Annotated in this window: 13 protein-coding genes, 1 tRNA gene, 1 other RNA gene and 1 pseudogene; 10 read left to right on the plus strand and 6 right to left on the minus strand. The window is 68.5% G+C overall.

Features of this window, described 5'->3' with window-relative positions:
- Positions 1-75: 75 nt before the first annotated feature.
- Entirely contained in the window at positions 76-570 is a 495-nt protein-coding gene (locus ACQ5DX_RS25720; RefSeq protein WP_430335291.1) for a COG4315 family predicted lipoprotein, read from the plus strand.
- A 9-nt stretch (positions 571-579) separates the two neighbouring features.
- Here the strand turns inward: ACQ5DX_RS25720 and ACQ5DX_RS25725 are convergent, their stop codons facing one another.
- The 4 genes from ACQ5DX_RS25725 to ACQ5DX_RS25740 all read right to left on the minus strand — a co-directional run bounded on the left by ACQ5DX_RS25725 (position 580) and on the right by ACQ5DX_RS25740 (position 4,509).
- Positions 580-1,626 (minus strand): ABC transporter ATP-binding protein, encoded by a 1,047-nt coding sequence (locus ACQ5DX_RS25725; protein WP_430335292.1) that lies wholly within the window; start codon positions 1,624-1,626, stop codon positions 580-582.
- A complete protein-coding gene (locus tag ACQ5DX_RS25730) occupies positions 1,623-3,179 on the minus strand; it encodes an ABC transporter permease (RefSeq protein ID WP_430335293.1) in 1,557 nt (518 codons plus the stop codon). The genes ACQ5DX_RS25725 and ACQ5DX_RS25730 overlap by 4 nt, the downstream gene beginning before the upstream one ends.
- Complete coding sequence (locus tag ACQ5DX_RS25735; protein WP_430335294.1) at positions 3,163-4,197, minus strand: iron ABC transporter substrate-binding protein; 1,035 nt, start codon at positions 4,195-4,197, stop codon at positions 3,163-3,165. Before ACQ5DX_RS25735 ends, ACQ5DX_RS25730 begins: the two co-directional genes overlap by 17 nt.
- A gap of 224 nt (positions 4,198-4,421) precedes the next feature.
- Positions 4,422-4,509 (minus strand) — tRNA-Ser (locus ACQ5DX_RS25740).
- A 97-nt stretch (positions 4,510-4,606) separates the two neighbouring features.
- Here ACQ5DX_RS25740 and ffs point away from each other — a divergent pair.
- An RNA gene (gene ffs, locus ACQ5DX_RS25745) (signal recognition particle sRNA small type) lies at positions 4,607-4,701 on the plus strand.
- 43 nt (positions 4,702-4,744) lie between these two features.
- Complete coding sequence (locus ACQ5DX_RS25750) at positions 4,745-6,037, plus strand: aminotransferase (protein WP_430335295.1); 1,293 nt, start codon at positions 4,745-4,747, stop codon at positions 6,035-6,037.
- A gap of 65 nt (positions 6,038-6,102) precedes the next feature.
- Here ACQ5DX_RS25750 and fepB read toward each other — a convergent pair whose 3' ends face one another.
- Entirely contained in the window at positions 6,103-7,134 is a 1,032-nt protein-coding gene (gene fepB / locus ACQ5DX_RS25755) for a Fe2+-enterobactin ABC transporter substrate-binding protein (RefSeq protein WP_430335296.1), read from the minus strand.
- Between the two features lie 71 nt (positions 7,135-7,205).
- On the opposite strand from fepB, the gene fes reads away from it, so the two are divergent.
- The 5 genes and pseudogenes from fes (at position 7,206) to ACQ5DX_RS25780 (ending at position 11,675) form a co-directional block, all read left to right on the plus strand.
- Positions 7,206-8,366, plus strand: a complete 1,161-nt coding sequence (fes, locus tag ACQ5DX_RS25760; protein WP_430335297.1) for an enterochelin esterase — start codon at positions 7,206-7,208, stop codon at positions 8,364-8,366.
- 124 nt (positions 8,367-8,490) lie between these two features.
- Positions 8,491-9,825 carry a hypothetical protein gene (locus ACQ5DX_RS25765; protein ID WP_430335298.1) on the plus strand — a complete coding sequence of 445 codons (1,335 nt, stop codon included), beginning with the start codon at positions 8,491-8,493 and terminating at the stop codon, positions 9,823-9,825.
- A 47-nt stretch (positions 9,826-9,872) separates the two neighbouring features.
- Positions 9,873-10,457: an HhH-GPD-type base excision DNA repair protein gene (locus tag ACQ5DX_RS25770; protein WP_430335299.1), complete on the plus strand. Its 585-nt coding sequence runs from the start codon at positions 9,873-9,875 to the stop codon at positions 10,455-10,457.
- Positions 10,458-10,467: 10 nt separating this feature from the next.
- Positions 10,468-10,755 (plus strand): annotated as a pseudogene (locus ACQ5DX_RS25775) (ankyrin repeat domain-containing protein); the annotation flags it as partial.
- A 479-nt stretch (positions 10,756-11,234) separates the two neighbouring features.
- The gene (locus ACQ5DX_RS25780; RefSeq protein WP_430335300.1) at positions 11,235-11,675 is read left to right on the plus strand and encodes a VOC family protein; all 441 of its coding nucleotides are present in this window, start codon (positions 11,235-11,237) and stop codon (positions 11,673-11,675) included.
- A gap of 493 nt (positions 11,676-12,168) precedes the next feature.
- Here the strand turns inward: ACQ5DX_RS25780 and ACQ5DX_RS25785 are convergent, their stop codons facing one another.
- Positions 12,169-12,372: a cold-shock protein gene (locus ACQ5DX_RS25785; protein WP_430335301.1), complete on the minus strand. Its 204-nt coding sequence runs from the start codon at positions 12,370-12,372 to the stop codon at positions 12,169-12,171.
- Positions 12,373-14,085: 1,713 nt separating this feature from the next.
- On the opposite strand from ACQ5DX_RS25785, the gene ACQ5DX_RS25790 reads away from it, so the two are divergent.
- Both ACQ5DX_RS25790 and ACQ5DX_RS25795 read left to right on the plus strand, forming a co-directional pair.
- Positions 14,086-15,957, plus strand: a complete 1,872-nt coding sequence (locus ACQ5DX_RS25790) for a DEAD/DEAH box helicase (protein ID WP_430335302.1) — start codon at positions 14,086-14,088, stop codon at positions 15,955-15,957.
- An 86-nt stretch (positions 15,958-16,043) separates the two neighbouring features.
- The gene (locus ACQ5DX_RS25795; protein ID WP_430335303.1) at positions 16,044-16,529 is read left to right on the plus strand and encodes a hypothetical protein; all 486 of its coding nucleotides are present in this window, start codon (positions 16,044-16,046) and stop codon (positions 16,527-16,529) included.
- Positions 16,530-16,535: the final 6 nt, after the last annotated feature.

Genomic DNA, 16,535 nt, shown 5'->3' on the forward strand with positions numbered 1-16,535 from the left:
GCTCACAGTAGGTGCCGGCACCGACAGACCCGATCCGAACAGGGCCGGTCCGAAGGTCAGGAGAGGAGTCCGGGCATGAGGCGAACTCTGGCGATTCCGCTCACCGCGCTCGCGGCGGGCGCGGTGTTGGTCGGCTGCTCCGACACGGACGATTCCGGTCCCACCCCGTTGACGACGTTGATGCCGTCCACGGTGCCGGCGGCCGGCCCGGTGCTGTCGACGGCCCTGACGAACATCGGCGATGTGGTCGTCGACGTGGACGGCATGACCGTGTACGCCTACGACCGAGACCAGCCCGGCGCCAACGCCAGCGCGTGCGATTCCACCTGTCTCCAGATGTGGCCGCCGGTCACGAGCCGATCCACGCAACCGGGGGTGGATGGAATCGGCGGGGCGATCGGCACCATCCCTGGCCCACTGGGCGGCCACCAGGTCACGGTGAACGGCATGCCGGTGTACTTGTTCGCGGGCGACCAGCGGCCCGGCTCGGTCGCCGGCCAGGGCATGGACAGCCTGTGGTGGGCGCTCAACCCGGCAGGGGAGAAGATCACGAACACGCCGGGCGGGTGAGCGACCGCGTCACGCGACGGGTGGGAACACCTCGGCTTCGCTGAGCACCTCGAGGGTCACCCGGGTGCCGACCTGCGGCGTCTGGGTGCTGGCCTGCCGCACCCGGATCTCGGCGCCGCCGTCGAGGGTGATGTCGAGCATCGCGGGGGCGCCCAGGAACTCGGTCCGGGTCACCGTGCCGGTGCCGCCCTCGGTCACCGCCGTCGCGACGATCTGCTCGGGGCGGAGCATCAGTCGGCCCGACCCGCGGAAATCTTTGTTGCGGATCGGGATTCGTCCCAGCGCGCACGATGCGACCCCGTCCTCGACGTCGGCGGGCAGCAGCACGCACTCGCCGAGGAAGCGTGCGGTGAAGTCGTCGGAGGGGGAGTGGTACAGCTGCTCCGGGGTGCCCACCTGGGTGAACTGACCGGCACGCATCACCGCGACCTGTCCGGCGAACGTCAACGCCTCCTCCTGGTCGTGGGTGACCAGCAGGGTCGTCACGCCGGCCGCGGTCAGGGTCTGCGCGACCGACTTGCGCGTCGTCACCCGCAGGCCCGCATCGAGGGCGCTGAACGGCTCGTCGAGCAGCATCACCGCGGGATCGTGGGCGAGCGCTCGCGCGAGCGCCACCCGCTGTTGCTGGCCACCGGACAGTTCATGGGGGCGTCGTCGACCGTACGAGGTGTCGAGCGAGACCATCTCCAGCAGCTCGGTCACCCGGCGCTCGGACGCCTTGCGGCTGCGCCACCGCGGCCCGGGGAGCCCGTATGCGATGTTGCCGGCGACGGTCAGGTGCGGGAACAGGGCGCCGTCCTGCGCGACGTATCCGACGCGACGACGGTGCGGCGGCACCATGTTTCCGGCCCCGGCGACGACGGTGCCGCCGATCGACACGCTTCCCGCGTCGGGGCGCTCGAATCCCGCGATGATCCGCAGCAGCGTGGTCTTGCCGCAGCCCGACGACCCGACCACCGCGGTGATGGACCCGCGGTCCACTTCGAGGCCGACCCCGCGCAACACGTCCGACGGCCCGAACGACTTGGACACCTTGTCGATCGCGATCTCGCTCACGCGCCGGCCGCCTTCCGGGATTGACTGAACAACAGATAGGTCATCGGCAACGACAGCACGATCATCAACAGTGCGTAGGGCGCCGCCGCCGCATAGTCGAGCTCACTGGTGAGCGACCAGAAACGGGTGGACAACGTTCGAGTGCCGTTGGGGGCGAGCAGCAGGGTCGCGGTCAGTTCCGTCGCGATTGCCATGAACACCAGTGCGGCGCCGACGGCGGCCGACGGCGCGGTCAGCCGCAGCGTCACCTTCCAGAACGTCGCCGCGGGTCGGTGGCCGAGCGCGGCCGAGGCCTCCTCCAGCCCGACCGGGACCTGTGCCAGGCCCGAGCGCAGCGACACCAGCGCGCGCGGCAGGAACATCAGGACGTAGGCCACGATCACCATCGTCGTCGTCTGATACAGCGGATGCGCGTAGCGGATCGTGACCGTGATCAGCGCCAGCGCGGTGACGATGCCGGGCAGCGAACTGGTGACGTAGTTGGTGCCCTCCACGATCTTGCTGATCGCTCCGGGCCACCGGACCGCGAGCCATGCGACCGGAAAGGCGAGTGCCGTCGCCGCGAGGGCGCCGGCGATGCCGAACGTCAGGGTCTGCGACAGCGCCGGCCACATCTGGGGCGACTTCCACACCTCGGCGCCGCCGATCCGCAGCCACCGCACGATCGTCCAGACGGGCACACCGAGCGCCAGCACGGTGAGCGCGGTCAGGGACAACAGCGCCGGGACGGCACTGCGCCGCAGCCGCACGCGGGGCGCGTGGCGGGGAGCACCCGAGCCGATGCGGGCGTAGCGGGCGGATCCGCGCGCTGCGGATTCGGTGATGAGCAGGACCAGGCAGCACACGACCAGCACGCTCGCCAGCATGCTGCCGGCGGTGCCGTTGAACGTGGACTGGAACTGCTCGAGGATCGCGGTGGTGAAGGTGTCGAACCGCAGCATCGCGAAGGCGCCGTACTCGGCGAGCAGGTGCAGGCCGATCAGCAGGCTGCCGCCGAGGATCGGCAGCCGCAGCTGGGGTACGACGACCCGGAAGAAGACGGCCCAGGGGCCGGATCCGAGTGCGCGGGCGGACTCTTCGACGGCGGGGTCGAGGCGCCGCAGGGCCGCCGCGACGGGCAGCGCGACCAGCGGGAAGTAGGAGAGCGTCGCGACCAGGACGCCGGACCACAGGCCGTGCAGCGAGGGGATGACGGTCACCCACGCGTAGCTGTTGACGAACGCCGGGACGGCGAGCGGGGCGGCGAGAACCGGCCCCCACCAACGGAACCCGACGACCGTCGTGCGTTCGACCAGCCATGCCGCGCCGACGCCCAGGGTCGCGCAGATCGGGATGGTGACGACCACCAGGGACACGGTGTTGACCATCAGCTCGCCGACTCGCGGGCGGAAGATCAAGGCCGAGGCCGTCTCCCAACCGGTCGAGATCGTCGTGGTGACGACGTATCCGAGGGGGATCAGCGTGACGGCGACGAGTGCCGCCACGATCAGGAGGAGAACCAGCGGGGGGCGGGCCTTGGTCCGCCCCCCGGTGCGCTCAGAGAAGTCCAGCATCCGTCATCAGCTGAGTGACCTTCTGGCTGTTGAGCTTCGACGGGTCGATGTCGGGCGACTGCAGGTCGGCGAGGGGCACCAGCTGGGGGTTGGCGGCGACATCGCTGCCGACCGGGTACTCGAACGACGTGCCGGTCTGCAGGATCTCCTGGCCCGACTTGCCGGTGATGTACTTCAGGAACGCCTGCGCGGCCGCCTGGTTCTTGCTCGACTTCAGAACGCCGCCACCGGAAATGCTCACGAATGCGCCCGGATCCTCGTTCTTGAAGTAGTGCAGCTCGGTGTTCTTGCTGTTCTCGCCGGTCTTGGCCTGATCGCCGAACCAGTAGTAGTGGTAGATGACGCCGCCGTCGATCTCACCGGCGTTGACGGCCTTCATCACGGTGCCGTTGCCCTTGTAGGCGACCGAGTTCGTCTTCATCCCGGCGAGCCACTGCTTGGTGGCGTCCTCGCCCTTCTGCTCGAGCAGCGCGCTGACGATCGCCTGGAAGTCGGCGCCGGACGGCGACGCGCCCCAGCGGCCCTTCCACTCGGGGTTCTGCAGGTCCAGCAGGGACTTGGGCAGCTGGTCCGCGGTGAGCTTGTCCTTGTTGTAGACGAACACCGTCGACCGCGCCGCGATGCCGGTCCACTTGCCGGTCGACGGGCGGAACTGGGCGGGAACCTGGTCCACGGTGGCGGGGTCGACGTCGGTGAACTGCCCGGCGTTCTCGACCAGCGCCATTGCCGGCGAGTTCTCGGTGAGGAACACGTCCGCGGGCGAGGCGGAGCCCTCGGCGACGATCTGGTTCGCGAGTTCGGTGTCCGAGCCGTTGCGCAGGGTGACCTTGATGCCGGTCTCCGCGGTGAACCCGTCGACCCACTCCTGGGTCAGCGATTCGTGCTGCGCGTTGTAGACGGTGATCTCACCGGCAGTCCCGGAGTTGTCGGAACCGTTGTCGTTGGAGCATGCCGCGACGCCGATCAGCGTCGTCGCCGCGAATGCCGCGCCGAGGATCTTCTTCCACCGTGCTGCCATCTCGAACCTCTCATCGCTCTCATCGGCGGCCCCGATGAGGTTTGCCTAAGCAAGTTACACCTCGGCGGCGGGTGGTTCAGCGGGCAGTACTTAACGTCGGGACCCGTGGCCCGATGCGTCCCACCTGGTCGAACAGTGCCGGACCGGGACGGTGGGGGCGAGGCCGCCGGTCGAAACGAAAAAGCCCCCGACGGGCGAGGTAATCGCACGTCGGGGGCTTCCCGTGGCGGAGGATAGGGGATTTGAACCCCTGAGGGCGTTAACCCAACCCGCGTTCCAGGCGAGCGCCATAGGCCACTAGGCGAATCCTCCGTGGGGGAGCCTACCTGCTGGAGGGGTGGGAATGCCAAACGGGGTCCCCGGGAGGGGGTGGATCACTGCGATTCCCGATCGTCCGGTTACACTCGTAGGCGGATCCCGCGCGGCGCGCATCCTGTGAACTCCCCCAGGGCCGGAAGGCAGCAAGGGTCAACGGGCTCTGCCGGGTGCGCGGGGTCCCCTATCTCTTACCGTCCCCGACCGGTCGCGTCGGTGAAAGGCTGCCCGCATGCCTGTTCAAACCCAAATCGGGTTGATGAGTCACGAAGAGCTTCGCTCCGAACTCGAGCGTCAGAATGCGAAGTACGAGCAGCTCAAGGCGGAGAAGCTGAAGCTCGATCTCACGCGTGGCAAGCCGGCACCGGAACAGCTGGACCTGTCGAACGGCCTGCTCTCCCTTCCGGGCGGCGATGATTTCCGTGACGGCGACGGCACCGACTGCCGCAATTACGGCGGGCTGACGGGCCTGCCGGAGCTGCGTGCGATCTTCGGTGAACTGCTGGGCATCCCGACGGCGAACTTGCTGGCCGGCAACAACGCGAGCCTCGAGATCATGCACGACACCATCGTGTTCTCGCTGCTGCACGGCACCCCGGATTCGCCGCGGCCGTGGTCGCAGGAATCGGTCGTGAAGTTCCTGTGCCCCGCGCCGGGCTACGACCGCCACTTCGCGATCACCGAGTCGTTCGGCATCGAGATGATCGCGATTCCGATGCGCGACGACGGCCCGGACCTGGCGAAGGTCACCGAACTGGTCGCCTCCGATCCGCAGATCAAGGGCATGTGGTGCGTTCCGACGTACTCCAACCCGACCGGCGCGGTGTACTCCGAGGACGTGGCGCGTGCGCTGGCGTCGATGCCGGCCGCGGCCCCCGATTTCCGTCTCTACTGGGACAACGCGTACGCGGTGCATCCGCTGGTCGAGGAGTGCGCCCCGGCGCTCGACATCCTCGGCATGGCCGCCGAGGCCGGCAACGCGAACCGTCCGCTGGTGTTCGCGTCGACGTCCAAGATCACCTTCGCCGGTTCGGGCGTGAGCTTCTTCGGTGGCTCCGAGCAGAACTTGGCCTGGTACCAGCAGCACCTGGGCAAGAAGACGATCGGCCCGGACAAGGTCAACCAGCTGCGCCACCTGCGCTTCTTCAAGGACGCCGACGGCGTCCGCGCGCACATGGACAAGCACCGCGAGATCCTGGCGCCGAAGTTCTCGAAGGTTCTCGAGATTCTCGAGGACCGGCTGGGCGCGTCGAAGGTCGCGTCCTGGACCGAGCCCAAGGGCGGTTACTTCATCAGCCTCGACGTCGTCGACGGCACTGCCAAGCGGGTCATCCAGCTCGCGAAGGACGCCGGCATCGCGCTCACCGCGGCCGGTTCGGCGTTCCCGTACAAGCAGGATCCCGAGGACAAGAACATCCGCCTCGCTCCGAGCTTCCCGTCGATGGACGAGCTTGCCACGGCGATGGACGGCGTCGCGACCTGCGTCCTGCTCGCGGCCGCCGAGCACGCCCTCACCAGGGGCTGATCCCCCGAACGCCACAAGTGGCCGGGCACCGAAAGGTGCCCGGCCACTTGTGTTTCCACGCGAGTTCAGGAGAGTGCGGCCACGATGCGGTCGACCACGTTGTTCGCGCTGTAGTAGTCGAGGCGGAAGCTGTCGTAGTCGAGTGGGTAGACGGCGCCGCGCTGCACCGACGGGACGGCGGCGAGGGTCGGGTCGGCCTTCAGCTTGTCGGCGCCCGGCTGCTGTGCGTTGATGATGAACGTCGTCGCACCGGTCAGTGCGCGCGGCAGGTTCTCCATGTTCACCCCGACGATGTCGGACCGCCCGGCCGCCGCACCTTCGCCCGCGATCTCGGCGGGTAGGTCGGCGATCGTCAGGCCCAGTCGCGTCGCGAGGCGCCCCTGCGCCGATTCGGCGGTGAAGATCTTCGAATCCTCCGGCGAGTTGTAGGTGAGGATGTTCACCGGGGCGGCACCGTCCTGCAGTGCCGGCGCGATGGTGCTCTTCGCGCGGTCCACCTTGGCGTCGAACTCGGCGAGCAGTTCCTTCGCCCGGTCCTCCTTGCCGACGGCGGCGGCCAGTTGGGTGGTCAGCTCCTGCCACGACTTGTCGGAGTAGTCGAACAGCAGCGTCGGGGCGATCTTCGACAGGGTCTCGACCTGCTGGGCAGCCGAGTCGGCGCCGCTCGTCGAGACGACGATGAGATCCGGTGCGGCGGCGGTGATCTTCTCGACGTTCGGCGGGCCCTGATAGAGCACCTCGACGTCGCGGTCGGCGGCGATGTCGGCCCACTGCGTGAACAGGCCTTGGTCGTTGGTGACGGTGCTCTTGGGCTGTGCCCCGGTGCCGATCAGCGGCGCGTCGATCGACAGCAGCGACCCGGTGAGCGTGACGCTCGTGGACACGATCCGCTGCGGCTGGGCGTCGAGAGTGACTGGGCCCCTGGCGGTCTCGACGGTTCGCGGCCATCCGCCGGACTGGGTGGAGGTGGTCGCGACGTCCGCGCCCGCCTCGTCGGACGACGAGCAGGCGGCGGTGGTCAGGCCGATCGCGAGGGCGCCGACGGCGACCGCGATCCGGGTGCCGACGGAGCGTCGGCGAAGCGTCGTGGGTGACACGGGGGTTCCTCCTGAGGGGTGGGTGGCACGACCCTACTATTAGGCAAGCATCACCTAAGTAAGGGGTACCTATGTCGAACGTCACGTCCGCCGCCGACCTGGAGCGACGCCTGCGAACGGAAGGCGGGCCGTTGATCGACCCGGGCCCGCCGGGGTACGTGACCGCGACCTTCGTCTGGCGCGCGCCGGCGGGATCGCCGGTCCGCCATGTCCATCTCGAGGCCAACGGCATCACCGATCGCCGGGACCTGGCCGGCAGCGCGCTGCGGCAGGTTCCGGGCAGTGATGTGTGGACGCTGTCGGTCGAGGTGCCGGATCGGTGGCGCGGCGGCTACGGCTTCCTGCCGCGGGTGGACCCGATCACCCACCCCGGCGCGGGGCAGACCGAATGGGAGTGGTGGCGCGGTGTCGTCGCGGGCCTCGTGACGGACGACGAGAACCGCCTCCCGCCCGTCTCGTCGATGGGGTTGCCGGTGCGCTCGGAGGCGGTGATGCCCGGTGCGCCCGCGCAACGGTGGTGGGTGTCCGGCGCGCCGGCGCGAGGCGTCCTGACGGAGGAGCTGCGGGTACTCGCCGGGGTGCGCCGCAGCATCTGGCTCTACGAGCCGCCGGGCATCGCCGCCGCGGACCGTCCGGTGCTGGTCGTGTTCGACGGTCGCGTCTCGGCCGTCGAGGTTCCCGTCGCACCCGCCCTGGATCGCCTCGGTGAGCGCGGATACCGGGTGCCGCTGGTGGTGATGATCGACAGCATCGACCCGGGGTTGCGGTCGAGGGAACTGCCGTGCAGTGCAGACTTCCTGGCGGCGCTGACCGGCGATCTACTGCCGTACCTGCGTGAAACATGGTGCGCGACGGATGATCCGGCGTCGGTGTTCGTCGGCGGCTCGAGCTACGGCGGACTTGCGGCCACGTTCGCCGCGCTGCAGGCGCCCGATTACTTCGGTGGGGCGGTCAGCCTGTCGGGATCGTTCTGGTGGCCGCGGCCCGACATGGCGGGATACTCGGTGCAGGCGCAACTCGCCGACCTGGATGTCGGCACGTCCCGCTTCTGGATGGCGGCCGGGCTTCTCGAGCCGCGGCTGATCGAGGAGAACCGCGAGGTGCGGGACCTTCTCCGGGACAAGGGGTTCGACGTCGACTACCGCGAGTTCTGCGGCGGCCACGACTACATCCACTGGCGGGACCTCCTGGTGGAGGGGGCGGCGGCGCTGCTGGGCCGCGCCGCCGCCTGACCCCGGCCGGAGTCCGGCGCGATCGGCGGCAGTACGCGGCGTCGTTCCCGTTTGCGCGGAAAGCTGCCATACTCCCGGCAGGGTCGCCGCGCCGGACGCGGCGGGTTCGAAAGTGGTGAGTGCCATGGCCACCCCGGCCGTTGTCGACGGGCGTCGATCGTCTGCGGTGCCGACGCGTCGAGCAGGGATCCTCGACGTCTTCCTTCTGGCCCTGAACATCCCGGGCGCACCGGGTGATTCGGGTGACGGATCGGAACCGCCGTCCGGCTCGAGGTCGGAGTTCGCGCCGTTCCTGCCCGCGTCGAGCCCCGATCCGGCGCCTGTGCCGTTGGCGGTGCACCTCACGGCGGCACGGCAGTCGCACGAGTTCACGCGGGGCGAGCTCGTACTCGGAAGAGATTCCGCACCAATACATGTCGGCCGTCCGGGTAATTGCCTGTCGCTGTGGGCGGTCCCCGGCCACGGGGCGGTGCTCGCGTGCGAGGCATGGACCGCCGATCCGATCGAGGAACTCGTCGACTGGCGGGCGAGCCGGATCGACGAGACGTTCGACCGGCTGCTCGCGCCGTTCGGGCTGAGCGCCGACGCCCGTCTGTGCGACGTGTTCCCCGACGTCGACACCTCGCTGCCGGACGTCCGACTGTCCGAACTCGTCGCCGGTTCCCGGCACGAACGGGCGTCCGCGGGGCTCGCCGTCCAGGTGAGCAGCGACGGCGGCGGACGCGTCCGGCAGCGGGTGGACGCGGGCGGGACGGACGCCGCGGGATGGAGTTGGGAGCGCATCGCCCTGGTCGAACGGCCCGTGCGGGCCGGTGCGGCCATCGCCGTCCGCGAGGACGCCGGGGCGATCCTGTTCGACCTGGACGCGACCGCCGCGGACCACGACCACGACGTGTTCGGGGTGGGCGAGATGATCCGTGCCCTCGTGCCGTGGGTCGCGGTCCGGGGGCGGCACTCGGCGGACTACCGGTTGGTGCTCGACCATCTGCGTGACCACGACGCCCTCGAGGACACGCGCCTGCTCGCGGCGCTCGACGACGTCGCCGCCGTGCAGGCGCGACGCATGGAGCGGGTCCTGTTGGTCACCGAGGCGCGGCACGACGGTGTGTCGCTGCCGCGGATGTCTCCCGCGCAGCTGCGGACGGTGCTGGTGCGACGGTTGTCGGCGGAGATGACGGCGCTCGACGCCGAACTGGGGGAGGCGACCCGGGTTATCGAGCGGGCGCTGCTGCGCAGCGCCGAGCGGCGCGGGAACCGGCATTCCCGGATCGCCCAGGCGTGGTCGGTCGCCGCGGGCGTCATCGCGGTGGTCGCGGTGTTCGCCGCGCTGGCGGCGGTGCCCGCGGTGGACCAGCCGACGATGTTCGGGCACTGGCTCGAGGCCCTGGCGGCAACGATCGCCATCACCGCCGGTGTCGTCGTCGGCATGGTCCTCTGGCGTCGCCCTTCGGGCCGGTAGGCCGCGGATGGTGCCTGCGTCGTGCAATTCGATGGCAGGATCGGGGCATGGCACTCACGCTGAACCTCGTCGGTGACCCCGAGGCGGACGCGCTGCTCGCGTCCAACCCGCTCGCGCTGCTGATCGGCATGCTCCTCGACCAGCAGGTGCCGATGGAGACGGCCTTCGCCGGCCCGAAGAAGCTCGATGACCGGCTCGGCGGCCTGGACGTGCACAAGATCGCGGAGATGAACCCGGACGACTTCATCGCGGTGTGCGCGCTGCCGCCGGCGGTGCACCGGTTCCCGAAGTCGATGGGCGAGCGCATCCAGTCGCTGTGCGCGTTCATCGTGGAGCACCACGACGGCGACACCGCCGCGATCTGGACGTCGGGCGACCCGGACGGCAAGGAAGTGCTCAAGCGCCTCAAGGCGCTGCCCGGCTACGGCGACCAGAAGGCCCGGATCTTCCTGGCCCTGCTGGGCAAACAGATCGGCGTGCAGCCGACGGGCTGGCGTGAGGCGGCCGGATCCTACGGCGACGACGGCTCCCGCCGGTCGATCGCCGACGTCGTCGACCGGCAGACGCTCCTCGAGGTGCGCGAGTTCAAGCAGGCCGCCAAGGCCGCGGCGAAGGCGGCCAAGGGGAAGTAGGGACGCCTGCGTGAACGACGACGGGTCGCTGCTGTACGCGTGTGTTGCGAACGACACGGATCTGGTGCAGGAACGCGTCGTGGGCGCGACTGCCGCCCAGCTGAAGAAGTCCACGCAGGAGCACGGAACACCGCTGCACGCGGCCGCGCTGTGCGGTAATGCTGATGCGGTTGATCTGCTGATCGCTGCCGGCACGGATCTGGAGGCAGGCAACTTCGTCCGCAACAACCCGATGCTTGCCTGCATCGAGGCGGGCGAGCTCGGCATGGCCCGCTATCTGCTCCAGCGGGGCTCGTCGCCGACCCGGAAGGGACTGCAGAATCGCGGCGCGCTGAGCCTGCTGATCCTGCATTCCTGGGATCGCGACTTCGCGGAACACCTGCTGTCGCTCGGCGTCGACGTGAACGCGACCGCTCTCGACAAGCAGAACCTGCTCGGCGACGCGGCCGGCATCGACAACGGTGACGCCATCGACTGGCTCCTCGGACGAGGGATCGACGAGGCGTCCCTCAACGAGGCCCTGCGCGCGGCGTCGACTTCGCCCAGGCCCCGGCCCGGCAGATCTCGGTCACTACGGGGAAGACGAAGCTCAGCCCGTTGGACTACGCGCTGGAGCGCCTCGAAATTTTCCCCGACGCTGCGGAGATCGCCGAGAACATCGCGCTCATCGAGGGCAACGGCCGGTAGCGTCGACTCGTCCGGGTGGACACGCCGAGACCCCAGCGCAGACTCCGTCCCAGCATCGAATCGCCAAGGCAGCATTGCAGGATGGATTCCATGGCACACGTTCAACGTTTCGACCACGTCGGCATCACCGTCGCGGACCTCGACGCGGCGACGGCGTTCTTCGTCGGACTCGGTCTCGAGGTGGAGGGCACCGGGTCCGTGGAGGGCGAGTTCGTGGAGACCGTGTGCGGCATCCCCGGCGCGCACTGCAATATCGTGATGCTGCGGCCGCCAGGCGGCGGGTGCCGGCTGGAACTCTCGGCCTTCGTCACGCCCGATCACGTGCCCGGATCGCCGACGGCGATGGCCAACGAGCTCGGGCTGCGCAACGTGTCCTTCGAGGTCGGCGATCTGCAGGCGGCCGTCGACGCGGTGGCTGCGGACGGGTACGGGCTCGTCGGCGGCATCGGCGAGTACGAGAACAGTGTGCGCATGGCCTACGTGCGTGGGCCCGAAGGGATCATCGTGTCCCTGTTCGAGCAGATCGGCTGACGCACCGGTGGCCGCAGCCCCGTAGACATGATTCGAGTTTCGTTGCCCTGCATGTCATTGCGATTCGGGGCGGGGAGACAAGATCATCACGGAAACTCTCGATTCCATGGATCAGTCGAAGATCGATCACCAGGGGTTGGCGCAGTAGCTGTCGGCGCAGGCAGACCGTTCGGCCCGAACAGCCCGAGGTGACCGCGAATGTCCTCGAAACTGCGCTCGAGGCAGAGATGGACGAGCACCTCGGATGCGAGAAACCCCAGGCCGTCCAGCCCTGAAAGGCGGCATTGTTGCAAGGAATTCAGCAGAAGGGTGTGGTCCCAGGCGCGGCTGCCGCCGGGTATTGGCTGGGCGCCGCTACAGCCCGAGCGATCTGCGGCGCCGCGAGTCGGCGAGTTTTCCCGGCAATGAGAAACACGCCGGGCCCCGCCCCACAGAATGGGGGCAGGGCCCGACGGTGCTTCACATCCCCGCGAGGGGGAACAGCGGGGGTGGATCAGATGGCGGTGATACCGGTCGCCTGGGGCCCCTTGGGGCCCTGAGCGATCTCGAACCGCACGCGCTGGTTCTCTTCGAGGTTGCGGAACCCGCCGCTTTGAATCTCCGAGTAGTGCGCGAAGACGTCAGCGGAGCCGTCCGAAGGTGCGATGAAACCGAACCCCTTCTCGGAGTTGAACCACTTCACGGTGCCCTCTGCCATGTGTATCTCCTCTTGTCATGCTTTACAGCTCTGCCGAAGATTGGGCAGGGCTGGGTCAGTATCACACGACGGCGATTCCTGAGCAGGAGATCCAACCGCCCGCAACAAAGAATTTGCGAGCGTGGCTAAACGCGAACAAAAACTACGACCAACCAGAGTTAACCACACATTCTGCGGGAGATCCCGCGCCCGGCTGCACAGCCCGTGCGGACGAGTCGGCAGTGAGCACCACAAGCGTTGTCGCAGAAGACTACCGGGCACTGAAGAGCGCGGCGTGTATCTCCTCGCTGCTTCTCGGCGCTGGCCGAGGACACGTGGTCGCGGGGCCGGTGAGCTCTTGGATGGGAACGCTGTTCCCGCCGTCATCGGCCTTGGCTTCGGCTTCAGCCCGCGGGTCGTAGAAGAGTCGTCCGTCGACGGAATCATGTTTGCTGTTCACGGTGGGTCCTTACTTGTCGATATCGCATGGGGTGGCAGCCTCCAGGTCGCCTGCGCTCCGCACGAGGGTTTCGGCGGTCGGCATCGCCGGCGTCGTGTATGCGCCGCGGCTTACTCGTGTACTCGATCACCAAGCCGCGAGTCTGGTGTGAGTATCGCCAAGGGGTGAGAATTCTCCTGGCACCCTACTCCGCTGTACGGCTCGTCCGAAGAACCGGCCGCCGACCTCGGCTCCCGTTCAATGCAGAGCGCTGGGCCGAGGGTGACGTCTCTGTCCTCGGGATATCGAGGGGCCAAGCACCTGACGCCGGTGCCAGCCCTCACCCGTTGTACCTCAATTCGAGATGCAATGGGGATGAGCGGGACGCGCCGCGCTACTTTGACGGATTCCGGGCGCGGCGTGTGCTGCCGCTGATGCAGCTGCACGAGCCCCCGCAACTGTCGTCCCACTGTCGACCGACAGTGAAGGTCGACTGGACCGAGGTGGGTGCGTCGGATCGTGCAACGCCGCCGACCGAGCAGCATCTCGGGCGGGGCTGGCGAGGTCGGTCTTTCCTCTTGCGGTGTTGGGGTGAAGGCCGGTGGCGCGCACCCCGGGAGGGGGTGCGCGCCACCGGCTGTGCGAGGGTGCTGTTGGCGGGTCAGGATATCCAGGTCGGGGCCCGCATCGGCTCCCGAACGATCCGAGCGATCCGGACGGGGTGGTGGGTGGTGTGGTCTCGGCGGCGACGGTGCGGGAGACCTCGAGGACCGCATCCGGTGCCACACCGTTGACGGCGGTGATGGTGAGTTCGAATGGTCTTGCGGTGGTGTGGGTCCCGGTCGGGACACCGCCCGGGGCCAGTGAGAGTCCATCGGGGAGGGTGCCGGCCGTGACAGTGGTGGTGGGCGATCTCGACCTCGGGATACAGAGCCGGCGGTAGCATCACCGGCCGATCGAATCTTGCGAACGCGGGATGGTCACGATCCGACCGATGAATGTGGGCGAAGGTCGGCAGGCTTACCCATTCGCAGGCCCACTCCGCCGACTCGCTCGATGGGATCGGGGACATCCTCTTCATCCACGTGAACTGTGACCTCGGTGGATAGCTCCGCTTGCCTGTACAGCACCCACCACGTGGGCTCTGCCGAATCTCCCGCGACGGCTTAATCCGCGACGGACGAAGGACAGACGAACCGGCGCATCGTCAATGTCGGGAAAACCACACCTGCACTGCGGTTTTGATGCCGATTTCATTGGCGCGGAAAACACGTGCACCACTACCCTCGGCGGGCATGGACGAGTCGTACCCGAATCCCGGACTTCTGCAGGCCACCTTCCTGCCTGCGCAGGCTTCCCTGGCGTGGTGGGGCGTCGACGACATCGAGACGGCCCTGACCGCCCACGGCATACCGGTGGGCAGTCCCGCGGACGTCCGGCTCGCGGTGCCGGTCGATGCGACCACCATCGCGCCGCGAACCGTGCGGACTCGGACGGTCGAACTGGCCGCGGTGCTTCCGGGGCTGCGTGATCTGCACCCCGAACTGAACACCGGCAGCATCGGGGCATCGGTGTGGTCCTGGCGGCGAGCGGCTCAGCTGCCGGAGAACGCCGCCGAGTTCGCCGGCCTCGCGGCGACGATGCCCGCCGCTGCGCACGCCGCGCTGGACGGGGACGAGGTCTCCATCGACACTGCGGAAGCGGCGCTGCGCAGGTTTGCCGCGCTGGTCACGCTCACGGAGAACCTTCGGGCCGCCGGCATCCGAGCGACACTGCGCCCCTACCAGATTCTCGGGGTGGCCTGGCTCAGGGCGTTGGCCGGCGAGGGTGGCGGCGTGCTCGCTGACGAGATGGGACTGGGGAAGACGCTGCAGGCGATCTCGCTGCTCGCTGTCCGCGCGTCCGAGGGACCACACCTGGTGGTGTGCCCGACCTCTGTCATCGGAAACTGGCGCCGCGAACTCGGTCGGTTCGCCCCCGATCTCCGTGTGACAGTCCACCACGGCGCGAACCGGTCTCTGCCAACGGATCTCGACGTTGGCGGTGTGATCCTGACCAGCTACAGCGTGCTGCGTTCCGACGCACACGCACTCGCTGATATGCACTGGGACGCGGTGGTATTCGACGAGGCGCAACAGATCAAGAACCCCAACTCGTTGGGGGCCAAGGCCGCCGCGCGGCTGCCGGCGAGGCTGAAAATCGCGATGACCGGAACCCCGGTCGAAAACCGCCTCGAGGAACTCTGGTCGCTCTTACACGTCACCAATCCCAGCGTTCTCGGCACCCGCGCCCGGTTCCGGCAGCGGTTCGCGACCCCGATCGAGGCAGGGCGGTCGGCCTCGGCTGCGGCGCGGCTTTCCGCCGTGATCGGCCCGTACGTGTTGCGCCGCACCAAGGCAGAGGTTGCGACGGACCTTCCGCCGAAGCAGTACTCGACGATCGTGTGCACGCTGACGGACGAGCAGACCCGGCTCTACCGCGCCGCCGTGGAAACCGCCTTCTCGTCCGGCCTCGGCAGCGGCATCACCCGACGTGGCAACGTGCTGGCTCTGCTGACGACGCTCAAACAGATCTGCAACCATCCGGCGCAGCTGGAACCAGACGGGGACGGGTTGTCGGGAAGGTCCGGCAAGTTCGACCGCGCAACGGAAATGCTCGCCGAGATTGTCGAGGACGGAGACCGCGCGCTGGTGTTCACTCAGTACCGCACGATGGGGGAGTTGCTGTCGTCGCACCTGACTGCGGAACTGGGCCTGGGTACAGTCCCGTTTCTGCATGGCGGGCTCAGCGCGGCGCGACGAGACGAGCTCGTCGAGGCATTCCAGTCGGCCCCCGACGCGTCGCCGGTCCTGATCCTGAGCCTGCGTGCCGCGGGCTTCGGTTTGAACCTCACCCGCGCCAGCCACGTCGTGCACTACGACCGCTGGTGGAACCCGGCAGTGGAGGATCAGGCCACCGACCGGGCTCATCGGATAGGCCAACGCCGGACGGTCAACGTGCACACCCTCGTGACCGAGGGCACGATCGAGGATCACATCGCAGCGATGCACGAGTCGAAACGCGCGGTTGCCGAGTCGATCGCGGGCGGATCGGAGGCCGCGTTCGCGGACCTTCCCGACGCCGAGCTGCGCGCACTGCTCGACCTCGATGCGATCGCAACGCTGTGATGGGGGCGAAATTCGGCGTCACCGCTTGGGGACGCGCCTGGCTGCGAACAATAGAGTCGACGGCCATGTCGGCGCCGAATCCTGCTTTGCCCCAGGCTCGTACACTGGCCGGGCGCGGAGCGGTCACGATCGCCTCGGTCGGCGGCGGCGCGATCCGGGGCGAGGTGACCGTGCGGGGTAGGACGTTCCGGGTCGCCATCGACGTACCACTCTGGCGGCGAGGGGAAGTCACGGTCGTGCGCAAGATCCTCAGCAGCGTCGGTGCCCAGGATCGCCGGATCGCGGCGGGTGAGTTCCCGGACGCCATTGTCGCGGACCTGCAGCACAAGGGCATCTCGGTCGCCGTCGAGATTGCCGACAGCGCCGCAACCTGCGGGTGCACCAGCCGCCGACGCCCGTGCGTGCATCACCTCGCCGTCCTGTATTGCCTGGCACAAAGGATCGACGAGGAGCCCGCGTTGGCTGTCACCCTCCGGGAGAGGCGTGCCGCCCCGCCCCGATCGTCGCGGTCGGGGAGTATCGATCGGATACTGCTGACCGAGATGGACGCAGCGAGCTACTTCGGCGACTGAGCGGAC

It is taken from the genome of Rhodococcus sp. ACT016 (genome assembly GCF_050477185.1).
Taxonomy (GTDB): Bacteria; Actinomycetota; Actinomycetes; order Mycobacteriales; family Mycobacteriaceae; genus Prescottella.